Here is a 15753-nt window from a genome sequence, read left to right as displayed (position 1 = left end):
ATTAAATCCATATTTTTCAAATACTTATAAATATCAATACAGAAAAAACAAAAATAAGAAAAATTCTTGAAGTCAAAGACTATCTACAATAAAAACTGTGCGCATCTTATTTTTCCTTGCCCATTTTTGAAGCCACGAGCCCTTTTTTGCCCCATCAAAAGGCACACATGATACGTACAATAAAAACCATATAAGTAAAATGGCTATAACGCTTTCTTAAACATTTTACGTTATAGTTGGTTGTTAACTTCGATGACGACCCTGAGCCCGTGAAAAGACTTATCCGTATTCTGATCACCCTTGCTGTCCTGGGCACTGGCTCAGTGCTCAGCCTTGCGCTGTATTATATGGGCAGCGGTGAGATGGATAACCAGCTGAAACAGCAGGTCGAAGAGGTGCATCAGCATGTCGGCGAGCGCTTCAAGGTATTTGACGAACTGCTTGCCTACGACGAGCGTCAGATACAATCCCATGCCCGCTCGGTACTGCCCATTATCACGGAGACGCTGACCCAACAACCCTTCAGCGCGATGCAATGGACACCGGACAAACTGCAAGACCTGGCCGAACAACATCAGGTTGATGGCATTTACGTTATTGATAAAAACACTTCAGTAGTAGCGACCAATTTCCTGCCAGACTTGGGCTTTGAGCTAGGCACCATAAATGAAGGCTTTCATCAGTATCTGCTGGACTTCTTTGGCACCGGCCGATTGGAAGTGGATCGTATCAACGTATCCAGCCAAACTGGCCTGATCACTATCTATGCCTACTTCAGCCCAGAGGGTTCTGACTACATCTTTGAAGTATCCTACGATGTGAAAAAGTTTCTCAGCCGTAATCGCTCGACCCGGTATATGAACTTTATCTTTGGTGACTTCTTCACTGAAATTACCTCTACCAGCCCACTGCTAGAGCACGTAGATATCTATCTGGTCAATAACTACTCGGCGTTCCCTTTCCTGCAGGACACTCAGCCAATCAACCTGATTGACCTGCCTGAAATTCCAGAATACGAGGTTATCAGGCAGCAAGTTGGCAATACGCTTTACTTCCTTAGCCGAGCCGACCTGAATCGTTCCCGTTTACACAGCGCTGAGTATCTGGTGATTCGAACCGAGTTTGACCTATCACCGCTTACGCTGCTAATGCAAAAGATGCTCAGCGTCAGCACACTGGCGATACTTGCGGTGCTCGGCCTGGCCTACATTCTGATTTCACACTTGTTTGACCGCTGGATCATGCATCGTATTCAGCGCATTGTCGTCGCGCTGGAACATAATGCAGAAGCCGATTTTACCGACACCATTCCCATTACACGGCATGACGAACTGGGCTTAATCGCTGACCATATCAACAAAATGAGTCGCCGCCTTTCCAGTCGTGAACAGCAGCTTAGAGAAGCCCAGCAACACTTGGAAAAACGCGTTGCTGAACGCACGCAGGATTTACGCGAAGAGGTCGATGCCCGCCGTAAAGCCGAGAGCAAACTGATTGAGATGGCCACTACCGACCCACTCACCGGCATTCTGAACCGCCGGGCATTTTCCGACCAGGCGGAAAAAGAAGTAAGCCGTGCTTTTCGCTATCAACGTAGCCTGGCTGTCATCCTGCTGGATCTCGATCACTTCAAACGCATCAATGACACCTATGGCCACCTGTATGGTGACAAGGTACTGATCTGCACCGCAGAGCTGATCAACACCTGTTTACGCTCCATTGACAGTCATTCCCGCCACGGTGGTGAAGAGTTTTTAGTGTTACTGCCTGAAACCAGTGAAGAGGAAGCTGTCGTTCTCGCTGAACGCCTGAGAAAAGCTTTAGAAACACTTGAGCTGGAAGCAGAAACCGGCACGGTCCGGATCACCGCAAGCTTCGGTGTTGCCTGCTGGGAACCGGGAGAGCACAACCTGCAGCAAGCGATTAACCGGGCCGACAAAGCGCTTTATCAAGCCAAGGATCAGGGCCGCAACCGGGTCGTGGTTTATCGTCCGCAAACAGAAAGCTGCCCCGCCTCATAACACCCAGGTACCACACAACAGCCTCTGGATAACCCAGTGCACAAGATTTTTGCACTGCAAAATAAATTTCTTGCTTACCCAACAACGCTTTCGCTAAAACAAAGACAAAAAAATATAAAAAACAATGCGATAAGCGAAAAGTATCCATGAAAAATACTGTTAAACACCAGCAAACAACGCCGCAAATAGGTCGGTTACAGGCTGTGGATAAGATAACTAGGAATGATTGAAGCGAGCGGCCTAATCCTCCGGCAGCTCCAATTCAATATGACTTTTGGGAATACAACAACAGGTGAGAATCTCGTCACCCTGCAAGTCCAATAAACTGTCCTGCACATACTCCACCTCTCCCTCCAGCAAACGCACCTTGCAACAGCCACAGTACCCCCCGCGGCAATTGTATGGCGCTGGAATATCCTGAGACTCCAGCGCATCCAACAAAGTGGATTCATATTGATAGAAGAAGGTAAGGTGATGATTCACCTTGATGCGCGGTACACCGGACATCCTTGTTAACTCCTTAAAGATCGAAACCGTCGAAGTCACTGTCTGCTACTTCATTGTCAATCTGGCCCACGAGATAGGAGCTGATTTCCGCTTCCTGTGGCGCGACTTGTACGTTATCGCTGATCAGCCATGCGTTCATCCACGGTAGTGGGTTTTGACGGGCAGGGAATACTTCCTGCAAGCCCAACGCTTTGATACGCACATTGGTGATGTACTCAACATAATCCGACAAAATCTGGGCGTTAAGACCGATCATTGAGCCGTCACGAAACAAGTACTGCGCCCAATCTTTTTCCTGCTCTGCCGCTTCGCTGAAGATGCGGTACACCTCTTCCTGGCACTCTTTAGCGATCTCTTTAAATTCTGGATCATCATTACCGGACGCCATGATATTCAGCATGTGCTGGGTGCCCGTCAGGTGTAACGCTTCATCCCGAGCGATCAGCTTGATGATCTTGGCATTGCCCTCCATGATTGCCCGCTCAGCAAACGCAAACGAGCAAGCAAAACTGACATAGAAACGGATCGCTTCGAGCACGTTGATGGAAACGAGTGTCAGATAAAGCTTACGTTTCAGATTACGCAGGCTGGTGTCATGGGGTTTCCCATGAATCGTATGCAGCCCCTCACCATGGATCTGGTAGATACTGGATAATTCGATAAACTCGTCATACAAACGGGTCACCGAATCCGCACGCCGGATAATCTCTGGATTGGTAACGATCTGGTCAAAGACTTCTGACGGTTCAGTGATGATATTACGGATAATATGGGTGTAAGAGCGGCTATGAATCGTCTCGCTAAACGCCCAGGTTTCAAACCAGGTCTCTAACTCTGGCAGTGAAACCACCGGCAGAAATGCAATATTCGGCGAGCGACCCTGAACCGAATCCAGTAGCGTCTGATACTTCAGGTTGCTGAGAAAGATATGCTTCTCATGCTCTGGCATTTTGAGAAAGTCTTTGCGGTCAGTCGACAGATCAACCTCTTCCGGCCGCCAGAAAAAAGACAGCTGCTTCTCAATCAACTTTTCAAAAATCGGGTACTTCTGCCGGTCATAACGGGCGACGTTAACACTGCGGCCAAAAAACATAGGCTCTTTAGTGGCATCGTGGTCACTGTGACTAAACGTGCTGTAACTCATGCGGGCTACTTATCCTGAAAAACTGACTAAAAACCGGAAAACTGACCCTACCTGCGGCAGAGTCATCGCTGTTGCGCCTTACAGTTTGCAGGCGCCGCCTTCACAACCTTCATCTTCGGCCTGATCAGAGGCTCCATCACGAGTGTTGTGGTAATACAGAGTTTTGACACCGTACTTGTAGGCGGTTAGCAAGTCCTGCAACAGTTGCTTCATAGGCACTTTGTCATTCGGGAACTTGGCCGGATCGTAGTTGGTGTTGGCTGAGATCGACTGGTCGACAAATTTCTGCATGATACCCACCAGCTGCAGATAGCCAACATTGTTAGGGATGCTCCAGAGCAACTCATACTGATTTTTCAGTTCAGAGTATTCCGGCACCACCTGCTTCATCACACCATCTTTACTCGCTTTGACCGAGACAAATCCGCGTGGCGGCTCAATACCGTTCGTGGAATTGGTGATTTGAGACGAGGTTTCACAAGGCATCAGCGCGGTCAGGGTACTGTTTCGCAGACCAAACTCACGAATGTCTTCACGCAAGGTTTCCCAGAAGTAGTGCAGTGGTTCTTCACAGAAATCATCCACTTCACGCTTATAGGTATCGATCGGCAACAAGCCTTTGGCGTAGGTGGTTTCATTGAACTTAGGACAAGAACCGCGCTCTTTCGCCAGCTCATTGGAGGCTTTCAGCAAGTAATACTGAATCGCTTCAAAGGTACGGTGCACCAGACCATTCGCAGAGCCATCGCTGTACTTAACGCCATTTTTCGCCAAGTAGTAGGCGAAGTTGGTCACACCCACACCCAATGGACGACGGTTCATGGTGGACGTTTGCGCCGCCGGAATCGGGTAATCCTGATAATCCAACAGGCTATCCAAAGCACGCACAATCAGGTCAGACAAATTATCCAGCTCGTCCAGATCTGCAATTGCCCCCAGGTTAAACGCACTGAGGGTGCAGAGTGCGATCTCGCCATCCGGATCATTAACATCTTTAAGCGGTTTAGTCGGCAGTGCAATTTCCAGACACAGGTTGGACTGCTTAACCGGCGCATATTCTGGGTTGAACGGGCTATGGGTATTACAGTGATCGACGTTCTGGATGTAAATACGACCGGTCTGAGCACGCTCAGCCGCCAGGATACCGAACAGCTCCACCGCCTTGATGGACTGCTTACGAATGGATGGGTCCTGCTCGTATTTAACATACAGGCGTTCAAACTCATCCTGATCGGCGAAGAAGGCTTCATACAACCCTGGGACTTCATGCGGGCTAAACAGCGTGATGTTTTCACCCTTAATAAGGCGGGTATACATCAGCTTGTTGATCTGCACACCGTAATCCAGGTGGCGAACACGGTTTTCTTCCACCCCACGGTTATTCTTCAGCACCAGCAGAGATTCAACTTCCAGATGCCAGATTGGATAGAACAGCGTTGCGGCACCACCCCGTACCCCACCCTGGGAGCAAGATTTCACGGCTGTCTGGAAGTGTTTATAAAACGGAATACAACCTGTGTGGAAGGCCTCACCGTGACGGATCGGGCTACCCAATGCACGAATACGGCCAGCGTTAATGCCAATACCTGCACGCTGGGACACATATTTGACGATAGACGCCGCAGTGGCATTGATTGAGTCCAGACTATCGCCACACTCAATCAACACACATGAGCTGAACTGACGCGTCGGAGTACGTACACCGGCCATAATAGGCGTAGGCAGTGACAGTTTGAACAGCGAGGTCGCATCATAGAAACGTTTCACATAATCCAGACGCGTTTCCTGCGGGTAGTCAGCAAACAGACAGGCTGCAACCAGCATATATAGAATCTGGGGGCTTTCGAACACATCTCCGGTGACACGGTTCTGTACCAGATACTTACCTTCCAGCTGCTTTACCGCAGCGTAGGAAAAGTTCATGTCACGTTTGTGATCAAGGTAACCGTTCAGGGTGTCCCAGTCAGACTCACTGTAATCTTCCAGCAAGTGACGGTCATAACGCCCTGCTTCGACTTGGGTGGAGACATGCTCAAACAGGTGCGGCGGTTCAAACCGGCCAAAAGCACGTTTGCGCAGATGGAAGATAGCCAGTCGGGCAGAGAGGTATTGGTAATCAGGCGCCTGCTCCGAAATCAGATCCGCAGAGGATTTGATCAGGGTTTCATGAATGTCGAAGGTACGCATACCTTCAAAAAACTGCAGATGGGCTTTTAACTCTACTTCTGATGGTGATACCGCATCGAGTCCTTCGGCTGCCCAGATAACGACTTTGTGAATCTTTTCCAGGTCCAGCTTTTCCTGCCGTCCGTCACGCTTGGTAACCATCAGTTCTTGTTGCATCAGTCTTCCCAGCCCAAGATTTTATTATTCAGTGCTGCCCCGCCCTTGCCTAAAGAACAAGCAAAAACGTGAGTACAGCAGCTCTACTCCAGGCCACGAATACACAACATGTAGTATCCGCACCCCTTTAGGACACAAAATATAGTTATACGGCCCCTGATTGCAACTCTTGATTTTTGCACCGTTTTACGACAGCAAACTATACAAATTGGTGCTATCTCAGAGTTCATGCGGGTTTCAGCGATTTCAGTAATTCACTATCGCAAAGCATCAGAAAAAAAATTTTTTCCGTGACAAAAGCACAGGATTAAGCGTGCTTCATGGGTCTGTCTCTGACTACAAAGATCAGGTAAAATTTGCGCCACTTTTTTAGCGTGGAGAAAAGCCAATGCGTTTGGCCGAGATGGAAGCAATTGCTCTGAATGTTGGCTTATTAATTTTTGCCACTTTCATTTTTTTCATCATTTACGACTTGGCAAAAAAATCCAATGCAGGCCGTTTTGGTACCTTCATTCTGTTCTTTGCTCTGGGCCTTGGTCTCGTCGCTTTCCTGATCAAAACCGTTGTCGTTGAAATGGTCGGCGGTGGTGGCATTTAGCCGTCATTCTATTGCCCCCGCTGCTTAAGTCTCGCCTCATCAATATGACTTAGCAACCCGGTCTTTGGGTCTACTTCATAAGCCCGACCAAAACCCACCACATAAGTCCCCTGCATCGGCTGTAAACAAAACAGCCTGAAATCTGACAAGCCTTGTAACATGCTGATCATTTTTCCCAAGCACTGTTCCATCTGCGGCAGCACCGCAGCAAACTGATCTGAATCCCGACCATATTCGGTAACGCGGCACGGGTAGGTCAACCGCTCACGGGCAAACAGATTGCTCGAATCCGCTTCATCACGAATAAACATCACCGACGCTGCAGGATGGCGCAGCAGATTACGGCAATGCCCGGCCAGCTCACTGATGAAGATCCAGAACTGACCCGTTTCATCCCGCCAGAAAGGCGCGTAACTGATTTCTGGCTGCTGCTGTTCACCCAGCGTAGAGATCAACAAGGTACGACTGGCCTGTTGCAGGCTATTGCAAGCTTCAGCAAGCTGCATCAATGATTCAGCATCATCTGCCATGAGTTTTCATGCTCCTCATATTGCGCCCGGTCACACCTGATTGCTAAGTGATACAACCACAGTCTAATAGCGTATAACACTACAGAGAGTAATTTTATCAGCTACAGTTAAGTTGACAGTGTAAAGACAATGAAGCGTCAGCCGCTAACATTGTTAAGTCAGTCAGACACAGGACATCCGTCATGGGCAGTTTACAGGTCTATATCCTTCACCCGGACGAAATCCCCATCGAATTACATCCGATGCCTTCCCTTCTTACCCCTGAAATCAGTCACCAACAACTCAAACTGCTTTGTCACAGCGCATCCGAACTCTCCATCGGCAGTTCTGTCGGGATCAGCATTCCTCAGATCGAATCTGACTTTGAGGTACAGGGCCAGATTGCCGCCTGCCAACCAGGCGAAGAGGGCTATCAGGTGACCGTTGCCTTTCAGCAGCCGGATAACGTCATGCGCATACGAATGCTGGAGCAGCTGTGCTATATCCATCGGTATCGTAAAGCGGTGCTGCTGCAGGAAGGACGTGATCTGAGCGAGCAGGAAGCCGCACTGGAATGGGTCGCCAAATATGCCGCCCTTTTCCCTGTCGATAACGTATAATATCGGCCTTCTGAACTGACAACAGAGAGTCCGCTTCCGATGCAACAAAAAACCGTTACTGTCGCAGGCATTGAGATTGCCAACGATAAACCCATGGTGCTGTTTGGCGGCATGAATGTGCTGGAATCACGCGATCTAGCCATGAAAATTGCTGAGCATTATGTTGAAGTAACCCAGCGTCTGGATATTCCATACGTATTCAAAGCATCGTTTGATAAAGCCAATCGCTCTTCGCTTAACTCCTTCCGTGGTCCGGGTCTGGACGAAGGCCTCAAGATTCTGCAAGAGATCAAGCAGACCTTTCAGGTGCCACTGATCACCGACGTTCATGAACCCTATCAAGCAGCCCCCACCGCTGAAGTGTGCGACATTATCCAGTTGCCCGCATTTTTATCTCGGCAAACCGATTTGGTCGCCGCCATGGCAGCGACTGGCGCCGTAATCAACATCAAAAAAGCTCAGTTCCTGGCACCCCATGAAATGCAACATATCCTGCACAAATGCCAGGAAGCAGGAAATGATCAACTGATTCTGTGCGAACGCGGCTCCAGCTTCGGCTATAACAACCTGGTGGTAGACATGCTGGGCTTTTCCGTTATGAAAGAGTTCGGTTTCCCGGTTATGTTTGATGCCACCCATGCACTGCAGATGCCCGGCGGTCGTGCCGATTCAGCCGATGGCCGCAGAGCACTGGTCGCACAACTATCCCGCGCGGGTTTATCCCAAGGCATCGCAGGCCTGTTCCTGGAAGCCCACCCAATGCCAGAACAAGCGAAGTGTGATGGTCCCTGCGCACTGCCGCTGGCCAAACTAGAACCTTATCTGGCACAAATGAAAGCAGTCGACGAGCTGGTGAAATCCTTCCCACCTCTGGACACCTCAGCTTAAACACTGTCACAGCTTTCACTCACCTGTGGTTGCACAGAGACTCCAGCATGCGCAAACTAAGCCGATAGTTAGATTGCTGCCGGAACTGCAACCTCAGGATATTGTGTGTGACAAACGGATCGGACTCCACTGCCATTGACCTGCAACCGGGCCAGCTAATTGGCCCTGAGCATCGTCGTTTCAAACTACTGCAGCCGCTGGGAAACCTGCCCTTTGCATCCCTTTGGCTGGCTGAAGACTGCCTGGTAAAAGACACGCCCAAAGCCACACTGCTGTTTCCCCATTGCAGTCGCCCAGAAAAACCCTTACTGACCGAAGCACTGAAACGCCATGCCACCCTGAGTAAACAACTGCAGAGCAAATTTCTGCTGGAAGGTTATGGCTCATTCCAGTCAGCCGGGAAAGACCTGTTTCTGGCTTACGCCCCAATACAGGGACTAACGCTGCAACAGCTACTGGACAAAAAACAGTTACCCGCACAACCGCAACTCATCATTTTACTGAAACAGCTAGCACATGCGCTGGACAGTGGTTTTCAGATTCTCCACTTACCGCATGGTTTGCTGACCCCGGAGTTGATTTTTATCCAACCCAGCCAGGGCATCAAACTACTGGGGTTTGAACTGAGTGAATCACTAAGCCACCTACCCGCAGAACAAAATCTGCAGCATGCTGACCCGTATCAGCCACCGGAAGCAGAACGCCATCACCCTCTAACACGGCAGGCTGATGTATTCAGTTATGCCTGCCTGGTATATCAGCTGCTTGGTGGCCAAACCGCATTTGCAGCTGATACCCCGTTACAGCAACGCAATGGGGATAACCTACGCCAGGCGAAGGGCATTACAGACGAGCAATTTAAATTATTAAAACAGGCGTTAGCAGCAGATCCGGCCAAGCGGCCGCCAAGTTGCTCGGCACTGGCACGCGGTTTGTTTGTCGAACCTGACACCCGCAGCGAAACTGCCACCCCCGCATCGGCCAAGGCAGCACCTCAGCCAGAGCCTCAACCATCTGCAGGATTACTCACCCAGCTGGTCAACTTACCGGTTAAACAGATTGCCATTGCCAGCAGTCTGTTTTTGCTGGGGGTGTGGGTTGGCTGGTTCAGTTCAGGCTGGTTTAACGAACAGTCAAACCAGCAGCAACTCACACAAATCAATGTGCTGACCGAGCAGTTGCGTACACTGCAACAGGATAACCAAGAGTACGCCTCGCAATCCGCCACCAACCAGGCCCTGTTATCAACACAGACGCAACAACTGACTGCTCTGCAGGCAGAGCTGGCTTCCCTGTCACAACAACGTGCAGCGCAGGCAGAAGATCCGGCTATTCAGGTGTTTCGCGATCAGATCAACGGCAAACGCTACGGGCCTGAAATGGTAATCCTGCCAGCAGGCAGCTTTCAGATGGGGGATATCAGTGGCGAAGGCGATGATAACGAAACACCGCTGCATACCGTTAACATCGCTAAGCCGTTTGCACTGTCACGCTTTGAAGTAAGTTTTGCAGAATACGATTTGTTTGCCGCCAGCACTGGCCGCACACGGCCTGAGGACAGCGGCTGGGGCCGGGAGAACATGCCGGTCACCAATGTCAGTTGGCAGGATGCCGTGGCCTATACCCGCTGGCTGAGTAACACCACCGGACAGCCCTACCGTTTGCCGAGTGAAGCTGAATGGGAGTACGCCGCCAGAGCCGGTACCACGACCACGTTCTGGTGGGGTAATGAACTCCGCGACAACATGGCTGTCTGTGATGAATGTGGCAGCCAGTGGGATGGCAAGCAACCGGCTCCTGTCGGCAGTTTCCCGGCTAATCCCTGGGGACTGCACGATATGACAGGCAATGTGGATGAATGGGTTGCTGACTGCTATCAGGAGCATTATGACACCCGTCTTGCCGATGGTCGGGCCTTTCTCAGCAGCGGTTGTCAGCAACGGGTGATGCGCGGTGGCTCCTGGTTTGAGATCAGTCGTCTGATCCGCCCGTCAAGCCGGTATCGGCATCCGGCCAATAGCCGAAGAAATAGCTGGGGTTTCCGAATAGCTCTGGATCTGACTCAGCCGACAAAGGACAGTGTTAATGAATAATCGCTCTCTACTGCTAGCAGTACTCGCCGGTAGCGTACTGCTGGCCAACACCCACAGTTCGGCTGCGACCAACCTTCAGGTCGCTGCCGATACCCGCACCCAACTAAGCCTGACTCTTTACAACCAGAACCTGGGCCTGGTCCGAGACAGCCGCAGCCTGCCCAAGCTTACATCCGGGCAACAGGTAATTCTCGAGGATGTCAGTCAACGGCTGCAGCCGGAAAGCCTGCGTATTGCCAATGCTGGCCGTATCTATGAGCAAAACCTGAACACCAACCTGTTAAACCAGAACAGTCTGCTACAGCATTACATCGGTAAAGACCTGCAACTGGCACGTTTGAACCTTGCTACCGGCCACGAAGAGATCAGCCAGGTCACCCTGCTGAGTTACGAAGGCAACCGGGCGCTGATCAAACAAGGTAACCGATTTGAAACCATTCCACTGAATCAGCAACAGTGGCGATTTATTTTCCCATCCCTGCCAGAACAACTGCTGACGAAACCCAGCCTGAGCTTCAGCACTGAAGGTACCAACAAGCGTCAGTCCGCTGAGATCAGTTACCTGACCGGCGGCATGAACTGGACCATGGACTACCTACTGACGCTGAATCAGGATGGCACCCGAATCAGCATAGATGGTATGGCAACCCTGCAGAACAATACCGGTGTTGATTTCCCAGCAGCCCAGATCAGCTTGCTCGCAGGCACCGTCAACCAACCCAATAATCCACAATATAAACGTCAGGGCATCGAAGCGATGCGCGCCCTATCAGCTGCTGCTGATAGCCAGGTAGCCCCGGAAACATTACAGGATTTCCACCTCTACACACTGCCCCGCCAAGTTGATCTGCTGAATGGTCAACTAAAGCAGGTCGCACTGGTAAAGGCCGAAGATGTCCCGGTGGAACGCAGCTACCAGTATCAGTTTCTGGTTTACCCTACGCTGGAGCGCAATGAGCACAGAGTAAAACCGGATTTGGGGTTGCGCTTCACCAATGATGAAAACAGCCATCTTGGCATACCCCTGCCAAGTGGTAATTTGCGTACTTTCAGCCCAGACAGTGCAGGTCAACTGCAGTTTATTGGCGGCGGCAATATCAACCACACAGGGAAAGAGGAAACCGTAGAGCTGGTGTTAGGCAAAGCCTTTGATGTGAATATTCATCGCCGCCAGACCCAGTTCAGTAAAACGTTTAATGGCTTTCAGGTAACTCAGGAACTGCGTATCAGCAACAGTCGTGCAACTCCTGCCAAGCTGGAATTGACCGCCAATTTCCCCCTAAGCTGGGAGATGCTGCAAAGTAATCTGGCCTATGAAAAAGTGATGGGAGGCAGTGCCCGCTGGATTATTGAGGTACCGGCCAAAGGCGATACAGTGCTGAATTTTTCTGTCGAGATGGAAAAACGCTAACCCGCACTATGCTCCAATGCAGGCTTCTGCTGGCGCCAGTATTCGGCAGCAGAAGCGTTTGCTGCTTCGCCCAGCTCTCCTTGCTCAAATACCTGAATCAAGCGGTTAACCGCTAATTGATGATGCTGTTCTGCCGCCTTACGGTAGTAACGTAGCGCCTGAGAAGGGTCCGGTTGAAAATAATGTTCATAACCGGCTTCGAAGATACGCCCCATTTGATACTGGGCTTTTTGGTCACCCTGCTCTGCAGCCTGCTGCAGATAAATACCACCCTGCACCCGGTTTTGAATACCATCACCACGAAAATGCAGCAAGTGCCCATACAACGACAGGGCTGGACCATAGCCACTGTCGGCAGCAAAGCGCAGCAGCTTCATCACCCGGTGGTGCTTCTTCTCTGAGCCCCGCCCCAAACCACTGTGGAACAAAGACCGCCCAATCCAGAATACTAGCGGTGCCAGCAGGCGATTAAGCATAGATTTCATTTATTCCTCCGAAGAGCAGCGAGTCTCGCAACCACTCTAGCAAAAACCCAACATGGGCACAGTAAAGGGTAGGGAAAAACCGCATCAAGGGACGAGATTTTAGCTTTACCTGTCTATACTGTTATACCCGAAGCGGTTTTAATTCTGCATTAGCATAAGAAAACATCAGACAGAGACAGCGATCATGAAGATCTACGCCGATAACTCCCTCACCATAGGCAACACCCCCCTGGTTCATCTGAAACGTCTGGCACCGGATGCAAACATCTACGCCAAGCTCGAATCCCGCAACCCCGCCGGTTCAGTAAAATGCCGAATCGGCGCCAGCATGATCTGGTCGGCCGAACAAAAAGGTTTACTCAAACCGGGCATCACATTGGTTGAGCCAACCAGTGGCAACACCGGTATTGCACTGGCCTTTGTCGCAGCGTCCCGCGGTTATGAGATTATTTTCACCATGCCATCATCCATGAGTCTGGAGCGCCGCAAACTCATGAAGGCTTTGGGGGCGCAGATTGTACTGACTGAACCGGCCAAAGGCATGAAAGGCGCCATTGCCAAAGCACAGGAAATTGTCGATAGCGACCCGAACAAGTATCTGATGTTGCAGCAGTTCGAAAACCCGGCCAACCCGGATATACATAGCAAAACCACCGGGCCGGAAATCTGGAATGATACGGATGGCACCATTGATATTCTGGTCGCTGGTGTTGGCACTGGCGGCACCATTACCGGGGTATCTCGTTACATTAAACAGGAAAAGGGCAAAGCCATTACATCAGTGGCGGTTGAACCCATTGATTCGCCGGTGATCGGCCAGACAATGCGCGGCGAAGACCCCACCCCGGCACCACATAAAATTCAGGGTATCGGTGCCGGTTTTGTGCCCAAAAACCTGGACATGGCAATAGTTGACCAGGTGGAACAGGTCAGCAATGAAGATGCTATCGCCACTGCCCGGCTATTGATGCAGAAAGAAGGCATTCTCGCCGGCATCTCCTGCGGTGCCGCCACCTGCGCGGCATTGCGCGTTGCCCAGCAACCGGAAAACAAAGGCAAGCATATCGTCGTGATACTTCCGGATTCCGGCGAACGTTATCTGTCTTCAGCGCTGTTTGATGGTATCTTTACCGAAAACGAGCTGACCCAGTAAGCCACCCCTTCGGTCATGGCTACAGCAATGTGGTCATGACCACCTCTGAAACTTACCCTATTGCGGAATACCACTGTGCAATCGCTGTATTTACCTGTCGGCCTTGTCTTGAGTTTTATTGTGGCCTGGTGGCTGCCAGAACCGGGCGGACAGCTAAAAGACTTGGGACTGATCCCGTGGATGGTGGTCACCATCTTTTTGGTCAATGGCTATCAAACCAACCTCAAGGAACTGCCCAAAGACCGACAGTTTCTTTATGCCCTCGGCGCAGCCGGCATCATTGCGTTGTTCATCGCACCGCTGATCGGCTTGGGTGTGACGCAACTGCTGGCGCTACCGGCGGGATTGGCGCTGGGCATTCTGGTAAAAGCGGCGGTACCTCCCACCCTTTCAACCTGTATTGTCATGACCCAGTTAAGTCATGGTTACCCGCTCTGGGCATTAATCATTACTGTGGTATTAAATCTGGTAGGCGTCTTTACCCTGCCATTTATGCTGGGCCTGACACTGGATAGCCAGGGCAGCCTGGAGATCGATCCGCTGCCGCTGTTGCAATCGCTGGTGCTGCTGGTATTGCTGCCTTTTCTTGCAGGCCTGGCACTGCGCCGTTTACTGTCTTTCAATCCAGGTCACGCCATACTGCGCTATCTGCCTTCAACCTGCATTATTGTCACCGTCTGGATGGCACTGTCCAGTTCCCATGAAATATTTCAGGCACTGGAACTGAAGGTGTTATGGCAGATTGCCGTCGCAACCTGGTTGATCCATTTCAGTCTGATGTTACTGGCATTTATTGCCAGTCGACTGCTGGGACTGGACCCACGGGCTCGCATTGCCATGCTGTTTACCGTATCCCAGAAAACCCTGCCGGTGGCGATCAGTGTGCTGGCGGCATTGGATCTGAATGTACCCATCGGCGAAGCCATCCTGGCCTGCGTATTGTTCCACTTCCTGATGCTGTTTACTGACTCACTGTTAGAGCCAAGGTTGCGACTAGCTCCGATTAGCCAGTGAACTCAGCAGTGAGATTGCCGGGGCAAAAAATGCCTGCCCGGTCATGGCGCGGGTGTATCGCAGAAGATGGTCTGTATGCCCTTCACCATCACCCTCAACCATGCTTTGTAACATCAGAGTGAACGGTTCAGGCGAGCGGCAGTAACTGGCAAACATTAATCCGCCCTGTTCACTGTCACCGTAGGGCAGGCTATGGCGCAGTATTTCAATAGACCTCCCCTGACTATCTTTCAATGACGTACGCTTGGTATGCGCCGTTAATGGCTTATCCGCCGACTCGTACTCAATATTGTCATCCCGGGTCCGACCAAAGGTATCTTCCTGGGTTTTCAGGCCTTGCTGTTGCCACAGCGCCAAATTGTGTACATAACGCTGCAGGTGGATATAACTGCCACCGGAAAATTCCGGATCTTCCTCGCCCACCAGCGCCACATCAATGCGATCTTCACCCTGCGGATTTTCGGTACCGTCAACAAAGCCGGTCAGATCACGTTCATCCATAAAACGAAAGCAGTTAACCTCTTCAATTCGCTGAACTGCGCTACCCAGGCTGGTGCGCAGAGTATGAGCCAGCATGAAATTGAGATCGGGCTGACGTGAGCGAATATGAAACAAGAGGTCGACCGGGGTCGAGGGTGCCAGCAAGGCTCCATTTTCCAAAGCAGGAAAAGGCTCCAGGCTAACCGGGCGTCGGGAAAACAGCGTGTCCCAATAACAACTGCCAACCGCAGCAACCAAATGCAGCTCTGCACCGGGGAAGCGTTCTCTAAACTCTGCCAGTAGCTCAGGCACCCCCGCCAACACCTCTTTAATGGTTTCTATGGCCTTAGCATCATGACTCTGATTAAACGTCATGAACAAGGCAGCAGGGCTAGGTTCAGCAATTACACCCGTCTGAAAACTACTCATATTGCGTTTCCTCTTTCAGGGTAACAGCACCCCGCAACCCAAATTTTCAGGTCAGTAT

Annotated in this window: 14 protein-coding genes; 8 read left to right on the top strand and 6 right to left on the bottom strand. The window is 50.9% G+C overall.

The genetic code is table 11. The features are described 5' to 3' along the window. The first annotated feature begins 269 nt into the window (after positions 1 to 269). A complete protein-coding gene (locus ACFVYJ_RS00245) occupies positions 270 to 2021 on the top strand; it encodes a diguanylate cyclase (protein WP_419414166.1) in 1752 nt (583 codons plus the stop codon). 240 nt (positions 2022 to 2261) lie between these two features. Here the strand turns inward: ACFVYJ_RS00245 and yfaE are convergent, their stop codons facing one another. The 3 genes from yfaE to nrdA all read right to left on the bottom strand — a co-directional run bounded on the left by yfaE (position 2262) and on the right by nrdA (position 6015). Beyond that, on the bottom strand, positions 2262 to 2528 hold the full coding sequence (gene yfaE, locus ACFVYJ_RS00240; protein WP_419414165.1) for a class I ribonucleotide reductase maintenance protein YfaE: 267 nt from the start codon (positions 2526 to 2528) through the stop codon (positions 2262 to 2264). A gap of 13 nt (positions 2529 to 2541) precedes the next feature. Beyond that, a complete protein-coding gene (gene nrdB / locus ACFVYJ_RS00235) occupies positions 2542 to 3672 on the bottom strand; it encodes a class Ia ribonucleoside-diphosphate reductase subunit beta (RefSeq protein ID WP_419414164.1) in 1131 nt (376 codons plus the stop codon). A 78-nt stretch (positions 3673 to 3750) separates the two neighbouring features. Next, positions 3751 to 6015, bottom strand: a complete 2265-nt coding sequence (gene nrdA, locus ACFVYJ_RS00230; protein ID WP_419414163.1) for a class 1a ribonucleoside-diphosphate reductase subunit alpha — start codon at positions 6013 to 6015, stop codon at positions 3751 to 3753. 388 nt (positions 6016 to 6403) lie between these two features. Between nrdA and ACFVYJ_RS00225 the strand changes: the two genes are divergently transcribed. Further along, on the top strand, positions 6404 to 6613 hold the full coding sequence (locus ACFVYJ_RS00225) for a DUF2788 domain-containing protein (protein ID WP_419414162.1): 210 nt from the start codon (positions 6404 to 6406) through the stop codon (positions 6611 to 6613). Between the two features lie 8 nt (positions 6614 to 6621). On the opposite strand, the gene ACFVYJ_RS00220 is transcribed toward ACFVYJ_RS00225, so the two are convergent. Next, on the bottom strand, positions 6622 to 7143 hold the full coding sequence (locus tag ACFVYJ_RS00220) for a HugZ family pyridoxamine 5'-phosphate oxidase (RefSeq protein ID WP_419414161.1): 522 nt from the start codon (positions 7141 to 7143) through the stop codon (positions 6622 to 6624). 182 nt (positions 7144 to 7325) lie between these two features. On the opposite strand from ACFVYJ_RS00220, the gene ACFVYJ_RS00215 reads away from it, so the two are divergent. From ACFVYJ_RS00215 to ACFVYJ_RS00200, 4 genes are all read left to right on the top strand, one after another. Beyond that, a complete protein-coding gene (locus tag ACFVYJ_RS00215) occupies positions 7326 to 7742 on the top strand; it encodes a hypothetical protein (RefSeq protein ID WP_419414160.1) in 417 nt (138 codons plus the stop codon). A gap of 39 nt (positions 7743 to 7781) precedes the next feature. Continuing rightward, positions 7782 to 8630, top strand: coding sequence for a 3-deoxy-8-phosphooctulonate synthase (gene kdsA, locus ACFVYJ_RS00210; protein WP_419414159.1), 849 nt, complete (start codon positions 7782 to 7784; stop codon positions 8628 to 8630). Between the two features lie 107 nt (positions 8631 to 8737). Further along, complete coding sequence (locus ACFVYJ_RS00205) at positions 8738 to 10723, top strand: SUMF1/EgtB/PvdO family nonheme iron enzyme (RefSeq protein WP_419414158.1); 1986 nt, start codon at positions 8738 to 8740, stop codon at positions 10721 to 10723. Continuing rightward, positions 10716 to 12134 carry a DUF4139 domain-containing protein gene (locus ACFVYJ_RS00200; RefSeq protein ID WP_419414157.1) on the top strand — a complete coding sequence of 473 codons (1419 nt, stop codon included), beginning with the start codon at positions 10716 to 10718 and terminating at the stop codon, positions 12132 to 12134. The genes ACFVYJ_RS00205 and ACFVYJ_RS00200 overlap by 8 nt, the downstream gene beginning before the upstream one ends. Here the strand turns inward: ACFVYJ_RS00200 and ACFVYJ_RS00195 are convergent. Then, positions 12131 to 12619: a tetratricopeptide repeat protein gene (locus ACFVYJ_RS00195; RefSeq protein ID WP_419414156.1), complete on the bottom strand. Its 489-nt coding sequence runs from the start codon at positions 12617 to 12619 to the stop codon at positions 12131 to 12133. The genes ACFVYJ_RS00200 and ACFVYJ_RS00195 overlap by 4 nt on opposite strands. A gap of 184 nt (positions 12620 to 12803) precedes the next feature. Here ACFVYJ_RS00195 and cysK point away from each other — a divergent pair, with 184 nt between their 5' ends. Both cysK and ACFVYJ_RS00185 read left to right on the top strand, forming a co-directional pair. Next, a complete protein-coding gene (gene cysK, locus ACFVYJ_RS00190) occupies positions 12804 to 13772 on the top strand; it encodes a cysteine synthase A (RefSeq protein ID WP_419414155.1) in 969 nt (322 codons plus the stop codon). A gap of 75 nt (positions 13773 to 13847) precedes the next feature. Beyond that, positions 13848 to 14786 carry a bile acid:sodium symporter gene (locus ACFVYJ_RS00185; protein ID WP_419414154.1) on the top strand — a complete coding sequence of 313 codons (939 nt, stop codon included), beginning with the start codon at positions 13848 to 13850 and terminating at the stop codon, positions 14784 to 14786. Here the strand turns inward: ACFVYJ_RS00185 and ACFVYJ_RS00180 are convergent. Continuing rightward, entirely contained in the window at positions 14766 to 15695 is a 930-nt protein-coding gene (locus ACFVYJ_RS00180; RefSeq protein WP_419414153.1) for a Dyp-type peroxidase, read from the bottom strand. The two genes, ACFVYJ_RS00185 and ACFVYJ_RS00180, sit on opposite strands and share 21 nt — an antisense overlap. Between the last annotated feature and the right edge of the window lie 58 nt (positions 15696 to 15753).

It is taken from the genome of Pontibacter sp. JAM-7 (assembly GCF_048548695.2).
Classification (GTDB): domain Bacteria; phylum Pseudomonadota; class Gammaproteobacteria; order Pseudomonadales; family Balneatricaceae; genus Neptuniibacter.
Note: the sequence above shows the minus strand (reverse complement) of the source record. Positions and strands in the feature narration are given on the sequence as shown.